Here is a 19,849-nt window from a genome sequence, read left to right as displayed (position 1 = left end):
ATGCGGCGGGCCCGGATCCTGGGCGGCCTGCTCGCCGCCGCGCTGGCCCTGGCCGGCTGCACGTCGGCGGCACCGACGCCCGCTGCGTCGGACGGCATCTCCGGCACGCTGCGGGTGTACGCCGCGGCGTCGCTTCAGCGGGCGTTCGACTCGATCGCGGAGGAGTTCGAGGCTGCGCACCCGGGGGCCGAGGTCGTGCCGGTGTACGACGGCTCGGCAACCCTTGCGACGCAGATCGCCGCGGGCGCGCCGGCGGACGTCTTCGCGTCGGCGGACGAGGCGACGATGACCGAGGTCGCCGACGCCGTGGAGGATCCCGTCGTCTTCGCCACCAACACGCTCGTGATCGCCGTCCCCGCGGCAGACCCCGCCGGCATCCGGTCGCTCGCCGACCTGCCCGGCCGCCGCGTCGTGCTGTGCGCGCCGCAGGTGCCGTGCGGCGCGGCGTCCCAGCGCCTGCTGTCGGCCGCGGGCGTCAAGGTGACCCCGGTCAGCGAGGAGCAGAACGTCACCGCCGTGCTCGCGAAGGTGGCGGCCGGCGAGGCGGACGCGGGCCTGGTGTACGCGACCGACACGAAGGCGAACGCCGATGTCGAGGCGATCGTGCCGGCCGGTGCCGCCGACGTCGTCAACCGCTACCCGATCGCCGCCCTCCGGGAGGCGGCCAACCCCGCCGCAGCGGCGGCGTTCGTCGCGTTCGTCCGCTCCGACGTCGGGCGGACGGTGCTGGACGCCGCGGGTTTCGGCGCGCCGTGAGCGCGCACCGGCGGCGGGCGGGCTACGCGCCCCGATGGCTCGCGATCCCGGCCGTCCTCGCGGTGGCGTTCCTCGTCGTGCCGCTCGTCGCTCTCGTCGCGCGGGTGTCGTGGGCGACCTTCGTCGCCGATGTCACCTCGCCCGCGGCCCTCGGCGCGCTCGCGCTGTCGCTGCGGACGGGGATCGCGGCGACCGGCGTGTGCATCGTGCTGGGCGTGCCGCTCGCCCTCGTGATCGCCCGGTCGGGGCCGCGGACAGCCGCCTTCCTGCGGGCGGTCGTCACGGTGCCGCTCGTGCTGCCCCCGATGGTGGGCGGCGTCGCCCTGCTCTACCTGTTCGGACGCACCGGATGGCTGGGCGCCTCGGGGCTGCCGTTCACGACGGCGGCCGTGGTCGTCGCGCAGAGCTTCGTCGCGCTCCCCTTCCTCGTGCTCGCCGTCGAGGGAGCCGTCCGGGCGGCGGGCGTCGACCACGAGCGCTCGGCGGCCGCCCTCGGCGCCGGTCGCGGCACGATCCTGCGCCGCATCACGCTGCCGCTGGCCGCCCCCGGCATCGTCGCGGGCGTCGTGCTGTGCTTCGCGCGGGCGATCGGCGAGTTCGGGGCGACCGCGCTGTTCGCGGGGAATGCGCCGGGCACGACGCGCACGATGCCGCTGGCGATCTACACCGCGTTCAACGGCGCCGGCGTGACGCAGGGAACCGCCGTCGCACTGTCGCTGCTCCTCCTCGTCACCGCCGTGGCCGTGCTTCTCCTCGTGCGCGGATGGCGGCCGGGGGCGGCCGCGTGAGCGGCGTCCGCGCGCACGTCGCCGTCCAGCGCGCCCACTTCGCCGTCGACGTCGCGATCCATGCGGCGCCGGGGGAGACGGTCGCTGTCATGGGGCCCAGCGGTGCGGGGAAGTCGACGCTCGTCGGAGCGATCGCCGGCTTCGTCCCGATCGACCGCGGCGAGATCGCGATCGGCGACCGCGTGGTCGAGCGCGCCGGCGACGGCGTCCGCCGGCATGTGCCGGCCATGCGGCGGGGCGTCGTGCTGCTCGGTCAGGATGCACGGCTGTTCCCGCACCTGAGCGCGGGCGAGAACGTCGCGTTCGGCCCACGCGCATCGGGCGCGTCGCGCGCGCAGGCCCGTGCGCTGGCGGCCGAATGGCTCGAGCGCGTCGGCCTCCCGGGCACGTCCGCCCGCCGCCCGCGCGAGCTCTCCGGCGGCGAGCAGCAGCGCGTCGCCGTCGCCCGGGCGCTCGCCGCCGCGCCGCGCGCGGTGCTGCTCGACGAGCCGCTCGTCGCGCTCGATCCCGCCACGGCCGCGGGCATCCGCACGATGCTGCGCGAGCAGCTGGCCGGCACGACCACGATCGCAGTGACTCACGACGCCGTCGATGCCGCGGCGCTCGCCGACCGGCTGGTCGTCCTCGAAGCCGGCGCCATCACGCAGCAGGGCGCCGTGCGCGAGGTGTTCGCCGCACCCGCCACCGCGTTCGTGGCGGCGATCGCGGGCCTGAACCGCCTCCTCGGCCGAGCCGCCGGCGGACTCTTCCACGGCATCGGCGACGCTGCCGGGCTGACGCTCGCGAGCGCCGATCCGGCCTCGCGCGCGCTCGCCGTGCCCGAGGGCGCCGGGATCGCGGCGGTGTTCCGCCCCGCCGACGTGCGCGTCGGCGGAGCCGACGGCGCGTGGCGCACGACCGTCTCGCGCCTCGAGCCGACGCCCGCCGGCGTGCGTGTGTGGGCGGGCGGATGCGCCGTCGACCTCGAGGCCGCGTCGGCCGCGGGCCTGCACCCGGGGGACGGGGTGAGCCTGACGGTGCCGCCGGAGTGCGTGCGGTTCGTCGCTACGCTCGTGTCGTGATCGCCCTCCGCCCCTTCCGCCCCGGCGACGAGGACGGCGTCGCGGCGGTGTGCCTGCGCACCGCCGACGCCGGCGCGGATGCGACGGGCCTGCTCGAGGACGACGGGCTGTGGGCTCTCGTGTTCGCCCTCCCCTACGTCACGCGGCATCCCGATCTCGCCTTCGTCGTGGCGGGGGACGACGGCGGGGTCATCGGCTACGTCGTGGCGACCGACGACACCGACGCGTTCGAGGAGTGGTTCCGCGACGAGTGGTGGCCGACGGTCCGCGCCGAGCGGGCGCGGGTCACGGCCGGTCCGCGGCAGGGGCGCCTCCTCGCCTACGCCGACGCGCGCGGGCCCGGGCTCGAGCAGTACGCGCGTCAGTACCCCGCGCACCTGCACATCGACCTGCTCCCCGCGGCGCAGGGGCAGGGGTGGGGGCGCGCGCTCGTCGCCCGGCTGCTCGACACGCTGCGGGCACGCGGCGTGACGGGCCTGCACCTCGTGGCCTCGGCCGAGAACGCCGGTGCCGCGGCGTTCTACACGCGGCTCGGCTTCACGCCCCTGCCGGGCCCGCCCGACGTGCGGGCCTTCGCGATCGATCTCACTCGGCCGCCGGACTGACCTGTCGCCCCTCGCGCAGGCGCACGACGCGGTCGACGAGGCCGTCGGGCACCGCGACGTGCGAGATGAGCACGACGGTGCGCCCGGAGCCCGACGCGCTGAGCAGATCGCGCAGCAGTGCGTCGGATGCGGCGGGGTCGACGCCGGCCGTCGGCTCGTCGAGGACGAGCACGGGGAAGTCGCGCAGGAGCGCCCGCGCGAGCGAGAGACGCTGCGCCTGCCCCCCGGAGACGAGCGCGCCACGATCGCCGACGGGGGTGTCGAGCCCGCCGCGCTGCCGCACCCACGCCGCGAGGCCGACGCGCTCGAGCACGCGCCAGAGGTCGGCATCCGTGGCCGTGTCGCGCGCGAAGAGCAGGTTCTGGCGCACGGTCTCGTCGAACAGGTAGGGCTGCTGCTCGCACAGGCCGACAAGGAGGCGGATGTCGTCGCCGGCGAGGTCGCGGGCCTCGACGCCGCCGATCGTGTACGAGCCGGTGTAGTCGAGGAAGCGCACCAGCGCGTGGGCGAGCGTGGTCTTGCCGGCCCCGCTCGGGCCGGTCACGAGCACCCGTTCGCCCGGCGCGATCTCCAGGTCGAGGTCGCGGAGCGCGCCGGTGTCGGCAGCGCCGTCCTCGCCGCCCGGCCACCGCGCACCGAGGCCGCGGAGTGCGATGCCGGCGCGGAGCGCGGGCGTGATGCCGCGCGCCGTCGGCTCGTGCGCCGGCACGCCGGAGGGCGCCGTCGCGGGCACGGTCTCGGCGATGCGCTCGGCGGCGGCGCGCACCTGACGCCACGACGCGAGCGCGAGCGGCACGGGGCCGAACACCTCGAACACCGCGAGCGGCAGCAGCACGACCACGGCCAGGGCCGGACCTGACAGCGTGCCGTCGGCCACGGCCGGCGCGGCCGCCACGAGGGTGAGCAGCGATGCGGTGCCGGCGGCGAGGGTCACGACGGCCGATGTCGCGCCCTGCGCGACGCCGCGACGCACCACCGCGCGTCGCAGGTGCGCATCGGCCTCGCGCACGCGCTGCTGCGCCGCATCCGCCGCATCGAAGGCGGTGAGCACGTCGAGATTCGTCATGAGGTCCGAAACGGCGTCGGCCAGCCGCGCGCGCAGCGGCGCGATGCCGCGCTCGGCGCGCGCCCCGAGCGCCCAGCCAACCCCCACCGCGCACGCGAACGCCGCCACGAGGCACGCCGCCAGCACGGCGGCCGCGGCCGGCGACACGAGCGCCGCGAAGACGACGCTGCCGGCGGCGGCGAGCACGGCGACCGCGAGCGGCTGCACGACGCGCAGCGGCAGATGCTGCAGGTCGTCGACGTCGTCGACGAGCCGGGCCAGGAGGTCGCCCCGGCGCGCACCGCCGAGCCCGTCGGGCGCGAGCGGGACGAGCGTGCGCACGAGATCCGAGCGCACGTCGGCGAGCCGCGCGAGCGCCGCGCGGTGCCCCGCGAGGCGTTCGAGGTAGCGGAACACGCCGCGGCCGAGCGCGAAGGCGCGGACGGCGACGACCGCCGCGGACAGGTACAGCAGAGCCGGCTGCTCGGCGGCCCGCGCGATGAGCCACGCGCTCGCCGCGAGGAGCGCGATGGCGCTGCCGGCCGTGCCGACCCCGGCCAGGACCGCCGGCGCGAAGGTGCGCGCGCCCGGCTGGGCTGCACGAAGGACCGCCCGGGTGCGCGGGTTCACGCGGCACCCCCCACGGGCTGTGCCGCGAGGCTGACGACGTCGTCGGCGATCGCGGCGGCGCTCTCGCGGTGCGAGACGAGCAGCACGCCGGCGCCGTCGTCGGCGGCGCGCCGGATGCGGCGCCACAGCGTGTCCTCGGTACCGGGGTCCAGCGCGCTGGTCGGTTCGTCCAGCACGAGGAAGGGCAGCGCGCGCTCGCGCAGCCGGTAGAGCGCCCGGGCGACCGCGACGCGCTGCGCCTGACCGCCCGAGAGCCCCGTGCCGCGCGGCCCCAGCGCGAGCTCGGGGTCGAGCTCGTCGGCCGCCGCATCCGCGAGGCACCGCGCCACCAGAGCGGCGTCGGGCTCCGCCGCGCCCAGAGCGACGTTCTCGGCGACCGTGCCGGCGACGAGCCCCGGCGTCTGCCCCGCCCACGCGGCCGACGCCCGAATGTCGGGCACGGCGCGGCCGTCGACGCGGATCGCGCCGTCGGCGACGACGGCGAAGCCGAGGAGAGCGGCGACGACGCTCGACTTGCCCGCGCCGCTCGGGCCGCGCAGCCACGTCACCCGCCCCGGGCGCACGACGAGATCGACGGGCGGAAGTGTCTGCGCGCCCCGTCGCACGCGCAGAGCCGATGCGGTGAGCGTGGTGCCGCGCGGTGCCGCGACCGCCGCATCCGGCACGGCGAGCGCGTCGGCGCGGTCGGCGTCGAGTACCGCGAAGACGTCCTCCGTCGCCGCGACCCCTTCGGCGGCGGCGTGGAACTGCACACCCACCTGCCGCAGCGGCAGGAACGTGTCGGGTGCGAGCAGCAGGACGAACAGGCCCGGCAGCAGCTCCATCTCGCCCGCGAGGAGGCGGAAGCCGATCGTGACGGCGACGATCGCGACCGAGATCGCCGCGAGGAACTCCAGGGCGAAGCCCGAGAGGAACGACACGCGCAGCACCGCCATCGTCTCGCGCGCGTAGCGGCGCGTGACGGCGCCGATGCCGTCGGCGGCGCGGCGGTCGCGGCCGTAGGCCTTCAGGGTGCCGAGCCCCTCGACGGTGTCGGCGAAGCGCGCGGCCAGGCCCGTCAGCGTGTCGTACTGCCGCTTCTGCACGGCGCGCGTGGCCAGGCCGATGAGCACCATGAAGACGGGGATGAGGGGCAGTGTCAGGACGACGATGAGCGCCGACAGCGGATCGGCGAGGGCGATCGCGCCGAGGAGGATCGGGGTGAGCACGACCGTGGCGACCAACTGCGGCAGGTAGCGCGAGAAGTACCCCTCGAGGGCGTCGAGACCGTGCCCGGCCGTGACCGACAGGGCGGCCGCGTTCCGCGCGGACAGCCACGCCGGCCCGCGGCGGCGGACCGCGCCGACGAGGGCGTCGCGCAGCTCGCGCGCTGCGGCGGCGCCGCCCCGCGCGGCGGCGTATTCGGCGGCCACCGCGAGCACGGCGCGCACGAGCACGAGCGCCGCCGCCACGAGCAGCGGCCGGGCGAGCGACGCGACGGGTGCGCCGCCGATCGCCCCCACGAGGGCCGTCGTGAGCCCCCACGCGATGCCGACGACGACCCCGGCCTGCGCGAGCGCGATCGCCGTCGTCGCGGCGAGGAAGCCGCGCGACGCGCGCGCGTAGCGGAGCAGGCGGGGGTCGACGGGTCTCATCAGTGCGCGAGCGCCGCGGCCTTCTCGATGCGGGCGCGCGTGACGCGCTTGCGGAACACCCAGTAGGTCCAGCCCTGGTACGCCAGCACGAGCGGCAGGAAGACCACCGCTGCCCAGCTCATGATCGTGAGGGTGTAGTCGGTGCTCGACGCGTTCTCGATCGTGAGCGTGCCGGCCGGGTCGCCCGTCGAGGGCATCACGTTCGGGAAGAGCGCGAACCACAGCATGAGGACGGCGGCGAGGATCGTGAACGCTCCGAACCCGAACGCCCATCCCTCGCGGTCGCGCGCGTTCGCGGCGACCGACGCGATGAGGAGCACCGCCGCGGCCGCGCCGAGGGCGAGGACGGGCAGGGTGAAGTGCGCGAGCACCGTCCACGCGACGAACAGCGCGGCGACGGCGATCGTGACGACGCCCGCGCGTGTCGCGAGGCGACGGGCGGCCGTGTGCACCGGGCCGTCGGTCTTCAGCGCGACGAAGGTGACGCCGTGCACGAAGAACAGCAGGAGCGTCGTCGCGCCGCCCAGGAGCGCGTAGGGGTTGAGCAGGGTCAGGAGCGTGCCGGTGAACTCGTGCCCGGCGTCCAGCGGCACGCCCTGGACGACGTTGGCGAACGCGACGCCCCACAGGAAGGCCGGCACCGCGGAGCCGACGACGATCATGGCGTCGATGCGGCGCTTCCACTGCGCGGAGTCGCGCTGGTGCCGGTACTCGAAGGACACCCCTCGCGCGATGAGGGCGAGCAGAATCAGCAGCAGCGGCAGGTAGAAGCCGCTGAAGAGCGTCGCGTACCACTCCGGGAACGCGGCGAACAGGCACGCCCCCGCGACGATCACCCACGTCTCGTTGAGGTCCCACACGGGACCGATGGTGTTGATGATCTGCCGTCGCGAGATGTCGTCGCGGCCGAGGAAGGGCAGCGACATGCCGACGCCGAAGTCGAACCCGTCGAGCACGAAGTACCCGATGAACAGCGCTCCGACGATCCAGAACCAGAGATATGCGAGATCCATGATCGGCTCCTAGTAGACGGTCGTCGGGGTGTTCTCGACGGAGTCGGGCTCCGCCGCCGCATCCGGGTCGGGGAGGGGATCGGGACCCTTCTGCGCGTAGCGGATGAGCAGGCCCACCTCGACGATCGCGAGGGTCGCGTAGATCGCGGTGAAGGCGACGAGGGAGAGCAGCACGTTCCACGCCGGGACGCTCGGCGAGACGCCGTCCGCGGTGAGCATGAGGCCGAAGACCATCCACGGCTGGCGGCCCATCTCCGTGAAGACCCACCCCACGAGGCTGCCGAGGAGCGGCAGCGGCGCCGACCACACCAGCACGCGCCACATCCACGGACGCATCGCGATGCGCGAGTTCTTGCGTGTGATCCACAGACCCGCGACCGAGAGCGCCGCCGCGGCGCCGCCGAGCGCCATCATCCAGCGGAACGCCCAGTAGGTGACCCAGATGATCGGCGTGTAGTCGCCGGGGCCGAACTGCTGGGTGTACAGGGTCTGAAGATCGTTGATGCCCTCGACGCAGCCGTCGAAGCTGTGCGTGGAGAGGAACGACAGCAGGTACGGCACCCGCAGCGACCAGATCTCCTGCGAGCCGTCGGGTGTGCCGATGGAGAAGAGCGAGAACGACGCGTCCGCACCGCACGACGTGTTGTACATCGCCTCGGCCGCGGCCATCTTCATGGGCTGCGTCGCGACCATCTGCAGGCCGAGCTGATCGCCCGAGAGCGCGACGCCCACGAACGACACGATCATGAACCACATGCCGAAGCGCAGCGCCGGGCGCATCGTCTCGGTGTTGCGGCCGCGCGCCAGGTGCCACGCCGCGACGGCGATGACGACGGCCGCCGCGAACATCCACGCCGACGTGATCGTGTGCGGGAAGGCCGCGAGGGCCACCCGGTTGGTCAGCAGCGCCCAGAAGTCCACCAGCTCGGCGCGCGTGCCGTCGGCGGACATCTGGAAGCCGACGGGGTTCTGCATGAACGCGTTCGCGGCGAGGATGAAGTAGGCCGACAGGGTCGAGCCGATCACGACCATCCAGATCGTCGCGAGGTGGGCGAGGCGCGGCAGGCGATCCCACCCGAAGATCCACAGCCCGATGAAGGTGGCCTCGAGGAAGAACGCCAGGAGACCCTCGAACGCGAGCGGGGCGCCGAACACGTCGCCGACGAAGCGCGAGTACGCCGACCAGTTCATGCCGAACTGGAACTCCTGCACGATGCCGGTGACCACGCCCATCGCGAAGTTGATGAGGAAGATCTTCCCGAAGAAGCGCGTGAGGTGCAGCCACTTCACGTCCGCGGTGCGGTACCAGACGGTCTGGAAGATCGCCACGACGAGGGACATGCCGAGCGTCAGGGGCACGAAGAGGTAGTGGTAGAGGGTCGTGAGACCGAACTGCCACCGGGCCAGAAGGAGCGGGTCGAGGAACTCCATGTTCGCCTCCGATGCGGGGCCATCCGTGTGGTCTGACCACACGCTAACACCGCCGCCCGGAGGCCGCGAGGCCGGTCTCTCGGCATCGAAATACCGCCGTTCGGAGCCCCCGCCGGTCGCGAGGCCGTAGCCTCGGAGGATGGATGGGAAGGCCCGCGCATGACCGCCGTTCCGGTCGTGCTGCGCTCGGCGGCACCCGCTCGCGCGGCCGCGGCAATGCCCGTCGACGGACCGCTCGTGGACACGCACGGACGCGTGCACCGCGATCTGCGGATCTCGCTCACCGATCGCTGCTCGCTGCGGTGCACGTACTGCATGCCCGAGCAAGGCAACGAGTGGCTCGCCCGATCGAGCATCCTGTCGGTCGACGAGATCGTCGAGGTCGCCGAGGTCGCCGCATCGCTCGGCATCACGACCTTCCGCCTCACCGGCGGCGAGCCCCTCCTGCGCACCGACATCGCGGAGATCGTCGCGCGCCTCGCGGCGCTCCGCGGCCCCGACGGCCCCGTCGAGATCGCCATGACGACGAACGGCATCCGCCTCCCGGAGCTGCTGCCCGACCTCGTGGCCGCAGGACTCCGCCGCCTCAACATCAGCATCGACACCATCCGGCGCGACCGATTCGCCGCGCTCACCCGCCGCGACCGCCTCGACGACGTGCTCGCGGGCATCGCGGCGGCCGCCGCATCGGGCCTGCGACCCCTCAAGCTCAACGCCGTCGCCCTGCGGGACGTCAACGACGACGAGCTCGTCGACCTCGTCGCGTTCGCCGTCGAGGCCGGCGCCGAGATGCGCTTCATCGAGCAGATGCCGCTGGACGCCGGCCACACGTGGGATCGCGCGACCATGGTGCCCCGGGAGGAGATCCTGGCGGCCCTGTCGCGTCGGTGGGAGCTCACCCCCGTGCCCGGACGCGGCGGTGCGCCCGCCGAGACGTGGCTGCTGGACGGCGGCCCGCGCCGGGTCGGGGTCATCGCGTCGGTCACGGCGCCGTTCTGCGGTGCGTGCGACCGGCTGCGCCTGACGGCGGACGGGCAGCTGCGCAACTGCCTGTTCTCGATCGCCGAGTACGACCTCGTTCCGGCGCTCCGCTCCGGCACGGGCCCGCGGGCGACGGCGATCGAGGAGCGGCTGCGCGCGTGCGTGTGGGGAAAGCTCCCCGGGCACGCGATCAACGACCCTTCCTTCCTGCAGCCGCCGCGCGGCATGAACGCGATCGGCGGATGACCGCGCCCTATACTCGGTAGGGTATTTCCTGTCCGGAAGGGAGCGCCATGTCGGTGCGGCTCGGTCTGCTCGCGCTCCTGGATCAGGGCGAATGCTACGGATCGCAGCTGCGCTCCGAATACGCGCGCCGGACCGGGACGACCCTGAACGTGGGGCAGATCTACACGACCCTCGACCGCCTCGAGCGCGACGGCCTCGCCGAGAAGCGCGGCGTCGACGACCGCGGACACACGCGGTGGGCGCTGACGGCGGCCGGACGCGCGGAGGTGCGCACGTGGTTCACGGCCGCCGACCCGCTGCCCTCCCGCGACGAGCGCGCGGCCAAGGTCGCGCTCGCCGCCACCCTCCCCGGGGTCGACGTCGCGCGCCTCGTGGACGCCGAGGTGCGCGGTGCGCGCGCGCGGCGCGACCGGCTCGCCGCGCACGCGCCGGACGATGCGGCGGCCCGCATCGTCCGCGCCGCCGAGCTCGCGCGCCTCGATGCGGAGCTCGCGTGGCTCGAGAGCGTGCCGGAGCTGGCCGCGGACGGCGCCTTCGCCCTCGCCGCGGAGCGGCCCAAGCGCGGCCGGCCGGCGCGCTCGGCGACGGGGTAGCCCCGCGCGCCCCATCCGTCAAGCCCCGCGCGGGCCACGACGGCGGGGCGTCACAGTGGGGTGACGAGTACCGAAGGAGTCGCCCATGGTGATGGAAGCCCGCCACGTGGTGTCGACCCCCCTCGCCGCACCGCAGCCGTGGACGCGCATCGACCTCGACCTGTACGAGATCGCGTGGGAGGGCACGGTCGCCGGCTATGTCGAGGTCGTCGGGCACGTCTTCGTCGCCCTCGCGGGCGACCGCTACGACCGCGCCGAAGAGGTCAGGCAGGCCCTGACCTTCCCCGACGCGGTCGAGGCGCTGCGTCAGGCGCGCGCGACGACCGCGTAGCCCGCCTCGGCGATCGCCTCGCGTAGGGCCGACTCGTCCACCGGGCGGTCGCCGCGCACCGTCACGTGCGAGACGCCGTCGGCCACGAGGTCGACGTCGACACCGGCCACGCCGTACAGTGCCGAGACCTCCTCGGTCACGGCGCGCACACAGTGGCCGCACGTCATGCCGGTCACATCCACGCGCGCCACGACGTCGACGGCCGCGGGGGCCTCGGTCGCCGCGGTGCCGCACGCACACGCGTCGCCGCTGCATCCGGAGGCGGGGGGCACGAGTCCCAGGTTCAGTCGCTGCTCGGTCATGATGTCTCCTCTCACGAGCGAACGAGGCGCGCTATCGCCTCGTTCGCCTCGCGGATCTTCTCCTCGGCAACCGGACCGCCCTGTGCCGTCGCCTCGGCGACGCAGTGGGTGAGGTGATCGCGCAGCAGCGACAGCGCGACGTTCTCGAGCGCCTTCGTCGCCGCCGACACCTGGGTCAGGATGTCGATGCAGTACGTGTCGTCTTCGACCATGCGCGCGATGCCGCGCACCTGGCCTTCGGCGCGGCGAAGGCGCTTGAGCAGGTCGTCCTTGTCCGCGTCGTCACCGTTCATGACCCGATCATACCCCCCGAGGGTATGCGACGGCCGCGCGCCGTCGCCGCGCCGCGTGCACGACCGGGTACGGTTCCCTCATGGCCCCGACAGAGCGCGACGACGAGGTCGACCTCCTCATCGACGCCTGGTCGAGTCGGCTTCCCGACGTCGACCTCACGCCGCTGGATGTCATGTCGCGGCTGCGGCGCGCGTCCCTGCGGCTCGCGAAGCTGCGCGCGGCCGCGTTCGCCGGCGCGGGCCTGGCGGCATGGGAGTTCGATGTGCTCGCGGCGCTGCGACGCGCCGAGGCGCCGCACGAGATGAACCCCGCGCAGCTCATCGAGGCGACGATGATCGGCTCCGCCGCCATGACCAACCGCCTCGAGAAGCTGCACGGGCGCGGCTTCATCGAGCGACGCCCGAACGAGTACGACCGCCGGAGCATCCTCGTCCGCCTGACCAGCGAAGGAGCAGACCGCGTCGACGCCGCCATGACCGAGCTCGTGCGGCGCGAGGCGGAGGAGCTGCGGCGCCTCAGCCCCGCCGACCAGGCCGCGCTCGCCCGGATCCTCCGCCGCCTCGTCGAGCCCGAGTGAGCGGACCCCTCGCGCCGGGAGCTGCTCGTCGCCTGTGCCTGAGCCGCCGGAACGGGGAGATCTGCACGCGCCCCGCCGGGCACGCCGGCCTGCATCACCGCGTGGGCACGGGCTTGATGTGGAGCGAGCGGGATGCGGACGACCCGCGCTGCCCGGGTGCCCGCACGCCGGCCGCCCCCGCTGCGACGCTCCCCGACGGCTTCCCCGACGGCCGCGCCCTGTGCCCGGTGTGCTGGGCCTTCGTGCCGCTCGAGGACGGCCGGCTCGCGCCGCACGACACGTGGCGCGGCGACGCCACGCGCGAGGACGCCGACCGGCGTCGAGACTGGTTCAACGCCCACGGGTGGTGAACGGCTTTAGGCTCGAAGCGACGGGGGAGGTCGCGATGGGGCACGACGCGGAGCTGCGGGAACTGCGCCGCCGCGCCTACGCGCCCGACGGCGACATCCACGACGACCCCGTCGCCCTCGCGCGCCTCGCCCAGCTCGAGGACGCCGCCCGTCGCGTCGTCGACGCCGCCGCACCGGCACCCGCGCCGTCCGTCGCCGAACCCGCACCCGCGCCGGCCGTCGCGGTGGCGGCGCCGCCCGCCGCATCCGCGTCGCCGGCGACCGACCCCGAGGCCCCGCCGGCGACGCGGCGGGCGCTCCGGCCCCGGCGGTCGCGTCGGCGCCTCGCGATCGTGTGGGCGGTGTCGCTCGTGATGGCGCTCGTCGTGGGCGCGGCCGTGTCGTGGGGATCCATGCGCGTCGCCTCGCGCGCGGCCGGAGCCGAGCAGGTGGCGGTGCTCGCCGTCGACCCCGCGGCGGACTGGCCGCCCTTCTTCGGAACGGCGCCGGAGGACTCAGCCGCCTTCGCCGACTTCTACGGCATGCGCCCCTTCACCGCCGGTGGCGACTGGTTCGGCCCCGGCCAGGGCCCATGCCTCGTCGTCGTGGAGTCGTCACAGGCCGCGTCGGGCGACAACGGATATCAGGGCGATGCCATCTTCACCGGATGCGGTGCCGGCACCTTCGCCGCCACCGTCCAGTTCGTCGTGAGCAGCCGTTCCCCGGCCGCGCTGCGCGAGCGCTTCAGCGACGGCACGGCGTTGCAGTTCCTCCTCGAGGGCGATCGCGTCGTCGTGTTCGCCGGGGTGTCTCCCACCGGCCAGGAGGCGGCCGGCGCCTGACGGGTGAGAGGGTGGAGTGTGCCCGCTTCGCTCCTGGACCTCGTGCCCGTGGGCGCGGACGACGACACCGTCTACACCGGGTTCGTCGCCTGGGCGGAGGACCGGGGGCTGCGGCTGTACCCCGCGCAGGACGAGGCGGTCATCGAGCTGGTGTCGGGCGCGAACGTGATCCTGTCGACGCCGACCGGCACGGGGAAGTCCCTCGTGGCCGTCGCCGCGCATGCGGCATCCCTCGCACGGGGCGGCCGCACGTATTACACCGCCCCGATCAAGGCGCTCGTGAGCGAGAAGTTCTTCGCCCTCGTGGAGATCTTCGGCGCGGAGCGCGTCGGTATGGTCACGGGCGACTCGTCGGTGAACCCGGATGCGCCGATCATCTGCTGCACAGCGGAGATCCTCGCGAACCTCGCGCTGCGGCAGGGCCCGGACGCCGCCGTCGACCAGGTGGTCATGGACGAGTTCCATTACTACGGCGACCCTGAGCGCGGGTGGGCGTGGCAGGTGCCGTTGCTGCAGCTCCCGCGTGCGCAGTTCCTCCTGATGTCGGCCACCCTGGGCGATGTCACCGCGATCGCCGAGGATCTGACGCGTCGCACCGGGCGCGGGACCGCGCGGGTGACGGGCGTCGAGCGCCCGGTGCCGCTGCACTACTCCTATGCGCGCACGCCCGCGCAGGACATCGTGCAGCGCCTCCTCGAAGAGCGTGAGACGCCGGTCTACATCGTGCATTTCTCGCAGGCGGCCGCGCTCGAGCGGGCGCAGGCCCTCTCGAGCGTCGCGCTGACGACGCGCGCGCAGCGGGACGAGATCGCCGCGGCGATCGGCGGCTTCCGGTTCACGACGGGATTCGGGAAGACCCTGTCGCGGCTCGTGCGCGCGGGCATCGGCGTCCACCACGCCGGCATGCTGCCGCGTTACCGGCGGCTCGTGGAGACGCTCGCCCAACGCGGGCTGCTGCGGGTGATCTGCGGCACCGACACGCTCGGCGTCGGCATCAACGTGCCGATCCGGACGGTGCTCGTGACGGCCCTGGCGAAGTTCGACGGGCAGCGGATGCGGCAGCTGAGCGCGCGCGAGTTCCACCAGATCGCGGGGCGGGCCGGCCGCGCCGGGTACGACACGTCGGGCACCGTCATCGTGATGGCGCCGGAGTGGGAGATCGAGAATGCCGTCGCGCTGGCGAAGGCCGGCGACGACGCCGCGAAGCGCAAGAAGATCGTGCGGAAGAAGGCGCCGCAGGGCGCCGTCAACTGGGGCGAGGGGTCGTTCGAGCGCCTGGTCGCCGCCGAGCCCGAGCCGCTCGTGCCGCACATGCAGCTGACGGCGGCCATGCTCATCAACGTCATCGCCCGCGGCGGCGACGTGCTCGGCGACGTACGCTCGCTCGTGTTCGACAACCACGAGCCGCGCGCGCGACGCTACGAGCTCGCCCGCCGTGCCCTCGCGATCTTCCGCACGCTCGTGCAGGCGGGGATCGTCACGACGGGGGAGGACGGCATCCGCCTGACCGTCGACCTGCAGCCCAACTTCGCGCTGAACCAGCCGCTGTCGCCGTTCGCGCTCGCCGCGATCGAGCTGCTGGACCCGTCGGATGCGGCGGGTGGTGCCGGCACCGGCCACTACGCGCTCGATGTCGTGAGCGTCATCGAGGCGACGCTGGACGACCCGCGGGCGATCCTCGCGCAGCAGCAGTTCCGGGCACGCGGCGAGGCGGTGGGGGCGATGAAGGCCGACGGCCTGGACTACGACGAGCGCATGGCGGCGCTGGAGGAGATCACGTGGCCGAAGCCGCTCGAGGAGCTGCTGACGCAGGCCTTCGAGGTGTTCGCCACGAGCCAGCCGTGGGTGCGCGACTTCGAGCTGTCGCCCAAGTCAGTCGTGCGCGACATGTTCGAGCGTGCGCTGTCGTTCGGCGAGTTCGTGTCGCTGTACCAGCTCGCCCGGAGCGAAGGGCTCGTGCTGCGCTACCTGAGCGACGCGTACCGGGCGGTCCGCCAGACGGTGCCGACGGAGGCGCAGACGCCGGATCTCGTCGATCTCATCGCGTGGCTGGGCGAGGTCGTGCGCCAGGTCGACTCGAGCCTCGTCGACGAGTGGGAGGCGCTGATCACCCCGACGGGGCCGGAGGACGAGCCGGTCGTGCCGCCCGCGCCGCCGTCGGTGCTCGCGAACCGCCGGGCGTTCACCGTGCTCGTGCGCAACGAGCTGTTCCGCCGCGTGCAGCTCGCCGCCCTGCAACGCGACGACGAGCTGGAGGAGCTCGACCCCGATGTGGACTGGCCCGCCGCGCTGGACGCGTACTACGCCGAGCACGACGAGGTCCTCACCGGCGGTCCCGCCCGCGCGGCGGCCCTCGTGTCGATCGACGACGACGCCGCGGCCGCCGGCGTCTGGCGGGTCGAGCAGACGATCGACGATCCGGCCGGCGACCACGACTGGCGCATCCGGGCCGTCGTCGACCTCGCTGCATCCGAGGAGGCGGGCACCGCGGTCGTCCGGGTCATCGAGGTCGTGCGGCTCTGAGCGATGGTGCGGCCGGCGGAATGAGCCGGCGCAGCACGAGACGCTGACCGAGTGTCCACGCCGAGGTCGTGAAGAGGTACAGACCGGCGGCCAGCGGCACGAACAGCGCCACGACCGCCGTGGCGAACTGCAGCGCGCCGAGCGCCGCCGCCGGCATGGCGGGCGCGCCTTCGGGCACGGGCGCGGGCCGGAACAGGCGTCGGGTCGCCTCGCCGAGCGCCGCGATCAGAACGACGAGCACGCCGATCACGCCTGCGGTCGCGGCATCGAGCGACCCGCTGATCACGCCCGACCACAACCCCGCTCCCAGCGGCACGCCGAGCAGCGTCTCGCCGAGCAGCGTGTTGGCGTGGCCGGCGATCATCGGATGCAGGAACACGGCGTACACCAGCCCCACGACCGGCGCCTGCGCCAGCAGCGGCAGACACCCGGCGAACGGTGAGGTCTTCTCGTCGCGGTACAGCTGCATCGTCTCGCGCTGCAGGCGCTCCCGGTCCCGCCCGTGGCGGCGCTGGAGCTCGCGCAGCTTCGGAGCGAGCCTCGCGCGGGTCTGCTCGGCGCGCGCCTGCGAGACGCCGACCGGGATGAGCAGGATGCGCACGAGCAGGGTCACGAGCACGACGGCGAGCGCAGCCGCCGCCGACCCGGCCAGAGGCGTGAGGGCGGCGCTCAGCGCCATGAGGCCCCGGAAGGCGAGGTCGAGGAGCGCGGCCAGGGGAGGGAGGTCGAAGACGTTCATGGGATCCGTTCTGCGGAAGCGATCGAGGGAGGGTCGACCGGCCGCGGACGGGACGCCGCTCAGCGCCCGGGAGGGGCGGGCGGGCGGCGGTGGTTACGCGGCCGGAGCCGCGGGCCCCGGAGCACGCGGGCGGGAGTGACCCGCCGCATCCGGATCGCTCTGCGCGAGCGGGGTGGAGGCGCCGATCGCGCGCCACGGATGCGCGCCCGACGCGACGGCGTCACCGGAGCCGGCCGCGTGCAGAAGAGCGGCGATCGCGAGCATCGCCGCCATCGTGACGAGCGCCCACGCCACGCCGCTGCCGTCGGCGGCGGTGAGCGCTCCGACCACGGCGAGGAGCAGATGCAGCACACCCACGATGCCGTCGATCATGGCGCGCTCCTCTCCCGGGGTCCTCACGGTACCAGCGCGCTTAGGCTCGGACGGTGCAGACCTTCCTGGCGATCCTGCTGATCAGCAACGCCGTCTTCAACATCGTCGTCTGGCCGCGCTTCTACGGCCGCATCGCCAAGGACGCGCGGGCGCGGGATGCCGCGGGCCGGCCGACGCGGTTCCTCATCGTGCACGCCGTGCTGATCGGCATCGCCCTGCTGCTGGGTGTGATCTCGCTGATCGCCGGCATCGCGGGGTTCCTCGTCTGATGGGCGGCCGCAACCCCCGCCGCCGCCCTCCGTCGCGGATCTAGACTCGCGGGGGAGCCCTCCGGCTCCGGACGAACCGCAGAAGGAGCACGCATGCAGCTGGCGATGGTGGGTCTCGGACGGATGGGCGCGAACATCGTGCGTCGTCTCATGCGCGACGGGCACGAGACGTTCGTGTACGACGTCAACCCGCAGGCGGTCGCGACGCTCGAAGGCGAGGGCGCCGTCGGCGCCACCGACTTCTCGGATCTGGTCGCCAAGATGTCCGCTCCGCGCGCGGTGTGGCTGATGATCCCCGCCGGCCTCACCGGGCAGGTCGTCGAGCAGGTGGCTGCGGTGCTCGAGCCGGGCGACATCATCATCGACGGCGGCAACTCGAACTACCGCGACGACGTGCGCCGCGCGGCTGCGCTGAAGGATCGCGGCATCCACTACGTCGACGTGGGCACGAGCGGCGGCGTGTTCGGGCTCGAGCGCGGCTACTGCCTCATGGTGGGCGGTCCGCGCGAGGCGTTCGAGACGATCGAGCCCGTCCTGAAGACGATCGCGCCGGGCCCGGGCGATGTGCCCCGCACGCCGGGGCGCGACGGCGACTACGCGCCCGAGGAGCGTGGCTATCTGCACTGCGGTCCGTCGGGTGCCGGCCACTTCGTGAAGATGGTGCACAACGGCATCGAGTACGGCATCATGGCCGCGCTCGCCGAGGGTCTCAACATCCTCCACAATGCCGACGCGGGTCTGCGCGACGCGTCGCACTCTGCCGAGGTCGCCCCGCTCGAGGAGCCCGAGTTCTATCAGTTCGACATCGACACGCCCAAGGTCGCGGAGCTGTGGCGCCGCGGCTCGGTGATCTCGTCGTGGCTGCTCGATCTCACGGCCGCCGCGCTCGAGGCCAACCCGACGCTCGAGGGGCTCGCGGGTCGCGTGTCGGATTCGGGCGAGGGTCGCTGGACGGTCAAGGCGGCGGTGGATGTGGGCGTGCCCGTGCCCGTGCTCGCCGCTTCCCTGTTCGAGCGTTTCGCCTCGCGCGGCGAGGACCACTTCGCCAACCAGGTGCTTTCCGCCATGCGGCTGCAGTTCGGCGGCCACCAGGAGCTTCCGGCCGGCGACGTCCTGGAGGCGGGCGGCGCGAAGGCCGACAGCTCCGGGCAGAAGCACGGCTGAGAGATCTCCGTCCGCCTGTCGACCCCCGTGTCGCCGGACGTGTCGCGGTCGTAGGCTGTGCCGCATCCGCTCGGGGAGGAAGTCGCCATGGTCCAGGTGCGTGTCGCGGGCGTCGCGCTCGACGCCGCTCAGCAGCATGTCATCCTGCTGCGGCCCGTCGGTCCGAGCGTCTTCGCCCACACCGTTCTGCCGGTGTGGATCGGCGCGCAGGAGGCCACGTCGATCCTCGTCGCCGTCGAGGGGGTGACGCCGCCGCGGCCGCTCGCACACGACCTGATGGTGCGGCTGGTCGAGGCGCTGGACGGCGCGGTCGAGCGGGTCGAGGTGACGAAGGTCGAGGACGGGACGTTCTTCGCCGAGGTGACGCTGTTCACGCCACACGGCTTGCGGGTCATCGATGCGCGCCCCTCCGATGCGATCGCGCTGGCCTCTCGCTTGGACGCCCCGATCTGGGTGGCCGAGGCGGTGCTCGCCGAGGCCGGCGTGCCCGACGACATGGTCGCCGAGGAGGACGACTCCGACGCCGACTCCAACGACGACGAGCGCATGTCGGAGTTCCGGCGGTTCCTCGACGACGTCGAACCGGAGGACTTCGAGAAGTGAATGCGCTGGTGCTCGGCGCCAACGGGCGCCTGGGCAACGCCATCGCCGCGGCGCTCGGGCAGGCAGGTGCTCACGTCGTCGTTGCCGCGCGCGACGGCGCTGCGCTCGACACGCTCGTGATGGATCTGCGCGCGCAGGACATCACCGCGGACGCCGTCGTCACGGATGTGACGGACGACGAGTCGGTCGGCCGGGCGGTGGCGGTCGCCGCATCCGGGGGCTTGGATGTCGCCGTCAACAACGTCGGCATCTCCCACCGCCCAGTTCCGCTGGGCGAGATGGATCTCGCCGAGGCGGGTCGGGTGCTGCACGTGACTCTCGGCGGTGTGCTCGCGGCGATGCGCTTCGAGCTCGCGGCGATGAACGCGGGGGGCGCGATCGTCAACGTCGCGTCGACGGCAGGCGTGCGAGGCGTGCGCGGCATGGCGGCGTACGCCGCGGCGAAGCACGGCGTGGTCGGCCTTACGAGGTCGGCCGCGATGGACTACGCGGAGCGTGGCATCCGTGTGAACGCCGTTGCGCCGGGGCCGATCGATTCCGGCGGATTGGCCCAGCAATCGGATGAGACGAAGCGGCAGGTCGGCCGAGCCGTGCCTCTGGGACGACTGGGCACGGCGGGGGAGATCGCGGCCGCAGTCGCGTGGCTGGCCTCGCCGGCGGCGTCATTCATCACCGGCACAGTCGTGGAGGCCGACGGCGGCCGGGGCGCGAGCTGAACCGC

The 19,849-nt window shown here is 73.8% G+C and carries 23 protein-coding genes; 15 read left to right on the top strand and 8 right to left on the bottom strand.

From position 1 onward, the window contains the following. The 4 genes from modA to EI169_RS13090 are packed head-to-tail and all read left to right on the top strand — an operon-like array spanning position 1 to position 3,210. On the top strand, positions 1–756 hold the full coding sequence (modA, locus tag EI169_RS13105) for a molybdate ABC transporter substrate-binding protein (protein ID WP_125132734.1): 756 nt from the start codon (positions 1–3) through the stop codon (positions 754–756). Next, positions 753–1,544 carry a molybdate ABC transporter permease subunit gene (modB, locus tag EI169_RS13100; protein WP_125132733.1) on the top strand — a complete coding sequence of 264 codons (792 nt, stop codon included), beginning with the start codon at positions 753–755 and terminating at the stop codon, positions 1,542–1,544. Before modA ends, modB begins: the two co-directional genes overlap by 4 nt. Continuing rightward, positions 1,541–2,605: an ABC transporter ATP-binding protein gene (locus EI169_RS13095; protein ID WP_240640455.1), complete on the top strand. Its 1,065-nt coding sequence runs from the start codon at positions 1,541–1,543 to the stop codon at positions 2,603–2,605. The genes modB and EI169_RS13095 overlap by 4 nt, the downstream gene beginning before the upstream one ends. Beyond that, the gene (locus EI169_RS13090; RefSeq protein ID WP_205783806.1) at positions 2,602–3,210 is read left to right on the top strand and encodes a GNAT family N-acetyltransferase; all 609 of its coding nucleotides are present in this window, start codon (positions 2,602–2,604) and stop codon (positions 3,208–3,210) included. Before EI169_RS13095 ends, EI169_RS13090 begins: the two co-directional genes overlap by 4 nt. Here EI169_RS13090 and cydC read toward each other — a convergent pair. From cydC to EI169_RS13070, 4 genes are read right to left on the bottom strand one after another with little or no spacing between them, the layout of a single operon-like run. After that, positions 3,191–4,885, bottom strand: a complete 1,695-nt coding sequence (cydC, locus tag EI169_RS13085; RefSeq protein ID WP_125132730.1) for a thiol reductant ABC exporter subunit CydC — start codon at positions 4,883–4,885, stop codon at positions 3,191–3,193. The two genes, EI169_RS13090 and cydC, sit on opposite strands and share 20 nt — an antisense overlap. Beyond that, on the bottom strand, positions 4,882–6,519 hold the full coding sequence (gene cydD / locus EI169_RS13080; protein ID WP_125132729.1) for a thiol reductant ABC exporter subunit CydD: 1,638 nt from the start codon (positions 6,517–6,519) through the stop codon (positions 4,882–4,884). Before cydD ends, cydC begins: the two co-directional genes overlap by 4 nt. After that, positions 6,519–7,532 carry a cytochrome d ubiquinol oxidase subunit II gene (cydB, locus tag EI169_RS13075; protein WP_125132728.1) on the bottom strand — a complete coding sequence of 338 codons (1,014 nt, stop codon included), beginning with the start codon at positions 7,530–7,532 and terminating at the stop codon, positions 6,519–6,521. The genes cydD and cydB overlap by 1 nt, the downstream gene beginning before the upstream one ends. Before the next feature lie 9 nt (positions 7,533–7,541). Continuing rightward, positions 7,542–8,963 (bottom strand): cytochrome ubiquinol oxidase subunit I, encoded by a 1,422-nt coding sequence (locus EI169_RS13070; RefSeq protein WP_125132727.1) that lies wholly within the window; start codon positions 8,961–8,963, stop codon positions 7,542–7,544. Between the two features lie 159 nt (positions 8,964–9,122). On the opposite strand from EI169_RS13070, the gene moaA reads away from it, so the two are divergent. From moaA to EI169_RS13055, 3 genes are all read left to right on the top strand, one after another. Further along, the gene (moaA, locus tag EI169_RS13065) at positions 9,123–10,190 is read left to right on the top strand and encodes a GTP 3',8-cyclase MoaA (RefSeq protein WP_125132726.1); all 1,068 of its coding nucleotides are present in this window, start codon (positions 9,123–9,125) and stop codon (positions 10,188–10,190) included. 47 nt (positions 10,191–10,237) lie between these two features. Further along, a complete protein-coding gene (locus EI169_RS13060; protein WP_125132725.1) occupies positions 10,238–10,783 on the top strand; it encodes a helix-turn-helix transcriptional regulator in 546 nt (181 codons plus the stop codon). Between the two features lie 85 nt (positions 10,784–10,868). Beyond that, complete coding sequence (locus tag EI169_RS13055; RefSeq protein ID WP_125132724.1) at positions 10,869–11,114, top strand: hypothetical protein; 246 nt, start codon at positions 10,869–10,871, stop codon at positions 11,112–11,114. Here the strand turns inward: EI169_RS13055 and EI169_RS13050 are convergent. Next, positions 11,090–11,416 carry a heavy-metal-associated domain-containing protein gene (locus EI169_RS13050; RefSeq protein WP_125132723.1) on the bottom strand — a complete coding sequence of 109 codons (327 nt, stop codon included), beginning with the start codon at positions 11,414–11,416 and terminating at the stop codon, positions 11,090–11,092. The two genes, EI169_RS13055 and EI169_RS13050, sit on opposite strands and share 25 nt — an antisense overlap. An 11-nt stretch (positions 11,417–11,427) precedes the next feature. Next, complete coding sequence (locus EI169_RS13045) at positions 11,428–11,709, bottom strand: metal-sensitive transcriptional regulator (RefSeq protein ID WP_125132722.1); 282 nt, start codon at positions 11,707–11,709, stop codon at positions 11,428–11,430. An 80-nt stretch (positions 11,710–11,789) separates the two neighbouring features. On the opposite strand from EI169_RS13045, the gene EI169_RS13040 reads away from it, so the two are divergent. The 4 genes from EI169_RS13040 (at position 11,790) to EI169_RS13020 (ending at position 15,981) form a co-directional block, all read left to right on the top strand. Next, positions 11,790–12,287: a MarR family transcriptional regulator gene (locus EI169_RS13040; RefSeq protein ID WP_125132721.1), complete on the top strand. Its 498-nt coding sequence runs from the start codon at positions 11,790–11,792 to the stop codon at positions 12,285–12,287. A 101-nt stretch (positions 12,288–12,388) separates the two neighbouring features. Beyond that, complete coding sequence (locus tag EI169_RS13035; RefSeq protein WP_240640454.1) at positions 12,389–12,637, top strand: hypothetical protein; 249 nt, start codon at positions 12,389–12,391, stop codon at positions 12,635–12,637. A gap of 35 nt (positions 12,638–12,672) precedes the next feature. Continuing rightward, positions 12,673–13,458 (top strand): hypothetical protein, encoded by a 786-nt coding sequence (locus EI169_RS13025; protein WP_164515501.1) that lies wholly within the window; start codon positions 12,673–12,675, stop codon positions 13,456–13,458. 18 nt (positions 13,459–13,476) lie between these two features. Then, a complete protein-coding gene (locus tag EI169_RS13020) occupies positions 13,477–15,981 on the top strand; it encodes a DEAD/DEAH box helicase (RefSeq protein ID WP_125132718.1) in 2,505 nt (834 codons plus the stop codon). Here the strand turns inward: EI169_RS13020 and yidC are convergent. After that, on the bottom strand, positions 15,959–16,720 hold the full coding sequence (yidC, locus tag EI169_RS13015; protein ID WP_125132717.1) for a membrane protein insertase YidC: 762 nt from the start codon (positions 16,718–16,720) through the stop codon (positions 15,959–15,961). The two genes, EI169_RS13020 and yidC, sit on opposite strands and share 23 nt — an antisense overlap. 93 nt (positions 16,721–16,813) lie before the next feature. Beyond that, positions 16,814–17,092, bottom strand: coding sequence for a DUF6412 domain-containing protein (locus EI169_RS13010; protein WP_125132716.1), 279 nt, complete (start codon positions 17,090–17,092; stop codon positions 16,814–16,816). Between the two features lie 53 nt (positions 17,093–17,145). Here EI169_RS13010 and EI169_RS13005 point away from each other — a divergent pair, with 53 nt between their 5' ends. From EI169_RS13005 to EI169_RS12990, 4 genes are all read left to right on the top strand, one after another. After that, positions 17,146–17,361 carry a hypothetical protein gene (locus EI169_RS13005; protein WP_125132715.1) on the top strand — a complete coding sequence of 72 codons (216 nt, stop codon included), beginning with the start codon at positions 17,146–17,148 and terminating at the stop codon, positions 17,359–17,361. Positions 17,362–17,454: 93 nt separating this feature from the next. Further along, positions 17,455–18,525 carry a phosphogluconate dehydrogenase (NAD(+)-dependent, decarboxylating) gene (gnd, locus tag EI169_RS13000; protein WP_125132714.1) on the top strand — a complete coding sequence of 357 codons (1,071 nt, stop codon included), beginning with the start codon at positions 17,455–17,457 and terminating at the stop codon, positions 18,523–18,525. Between the two features lie 87 nt (positions 18,526–18,612). Continuing rightward, a complete protein-coding gene (locus tag EI169_RS12995; RefSeq protein ID WP_125132713.1) occupies positions 18,613–19,128 on the top strand; it encodes a bifunctional nuclease family protein in 516 nt (171 codons plus the stop codon). Further along, on the top strand, positions 19,125–19,844 hold the full coding sequence (locus EI169_RS12990; protein ID WP_125132712.1) for an SDR family NAD(P)-dependent oxidoreductase: 720 nt from the start codon (positions 19,125–19,127) through the stop codon (positions 19,842–19,844). The genes EI169_RS12995 and EI169_RS12990 overlap by 4 nt, the downstream gene beginning before the upstream one ends. The last annotated feature ends 5 nt before the right edge of the window (positions 19,845–19,849 follow it).

It is taken from the genome of Microbacterium sp. 10M-3C3, assembly GCF_003931875.1.
In the GTDB taxonomy this organism is placed as follows: domain Bacteria; phylum Actinomycetota; class Actinomycetes; order Actinomycetales; family Microbacteriaceae; genus Microbacterium.
This window is presented reverse-complemented; position numbering and strand designations above follow the sequence as displayed.

Coding starts and splice junctions, on each gene's coding strand:
- EI169_RS13045 (WP_125132722.1), bottom strand. CDS start 11,709: ATGAACGGTGACGACGCGGACAAGGACGACCTGCTCAAGCGCCTTCGC.
- modA (WP_125132734.1), top strand. CDS start 1: ATGCGGCGGGCCCGGATCCTGGGCGGCCTGCTCGCCGCCGCGCTGGCC.
- EI169_RS12995 (WP_125132713.1), top strand. CDS start 18,613: ATGGTCCAGGTGCGTGTCGCGGGCGTCGCGCTCGACGCCGCTCAGCAG.
- cydD (WP_125132729.1), bottom strand. CDS start 6,519: ATGAGACCCGTCGACCCCCGCCTGCTCCGCTACGCGCGCGCGTCGCGC.
- EI169_RS13025 (WP_164515501.1), top strand. CDS start 12,673: ATGGGGCACGACGCGGAGCTGCGGGAACTGCGCCGCCGCGCCTACGCG.
- moaA (WP_125132726.1), top strand. CDS start 9,123: ATGACCGCCGTTCCGGTCGTGCTGCGCTCGGCGGCACCCGCTCGCGCG.
- EI169_RS13055 (WP_125132724.1), top strand. CDS start 10,869: ATGGTGATGGAAGCCCGCCACGTGGTGTCGACCCCCCTCGCCGCACCG.
- EI169_RS13070 (WP_125132727.1), bottom strand. CDS start 8,963: ATGGAGTTCCTCGACCCGCTCCTTCTGGCCCGGTGGCAGTTCGGTCTC.
- EI169_RS13040 (WP_125132721.1), top strand. CDS start 11,790: ATGGCCCCGACAGAGCGCGACGACGAGGTCGACCTCCTCATCGACGCC.
- EI169_RS13050 (WP_125132723.1), bottom strand. CDS start 11,416: ATGACCGAGCAGCGACTGAACCTGGGACTCGTGCCCCCCGCCTCCGGA.
- EI169_RS13060 (WP_125132725.1), top strand. CDS start 10,238: ATGTCGGTGCGGCTCGGTCTGCTCGCGCTCCTGGATCAGGGCGAATGC.
- cydB (WP_125132728.1), bottom strand. CDS start 7,532: ATGGATCTCGCATATCTCTGGTTCTGGATCGTCGGAGCGCTGTTCATC.
- yidC (WP_125132717.1), bottom strand. CDS start 16,720: ATGAACGTCTTCGACCTCCCTCCCCTGGCCGCGCTCCTCGACCTCGCC.
- EI169_RS13010 (WP_125132716.1), bottom strand. CDS start 17,092: ATGATCGACGGCATCGTGGGTGTGCTGCATCTGCTCCTCGCCGTGGTC.
- gnd (WP_125132714.1), top strand. CDS start 17,455: ATGCAGCTGGCGATGGTGGGTCTCGGACGGATGGGCGCGAACATCGTG.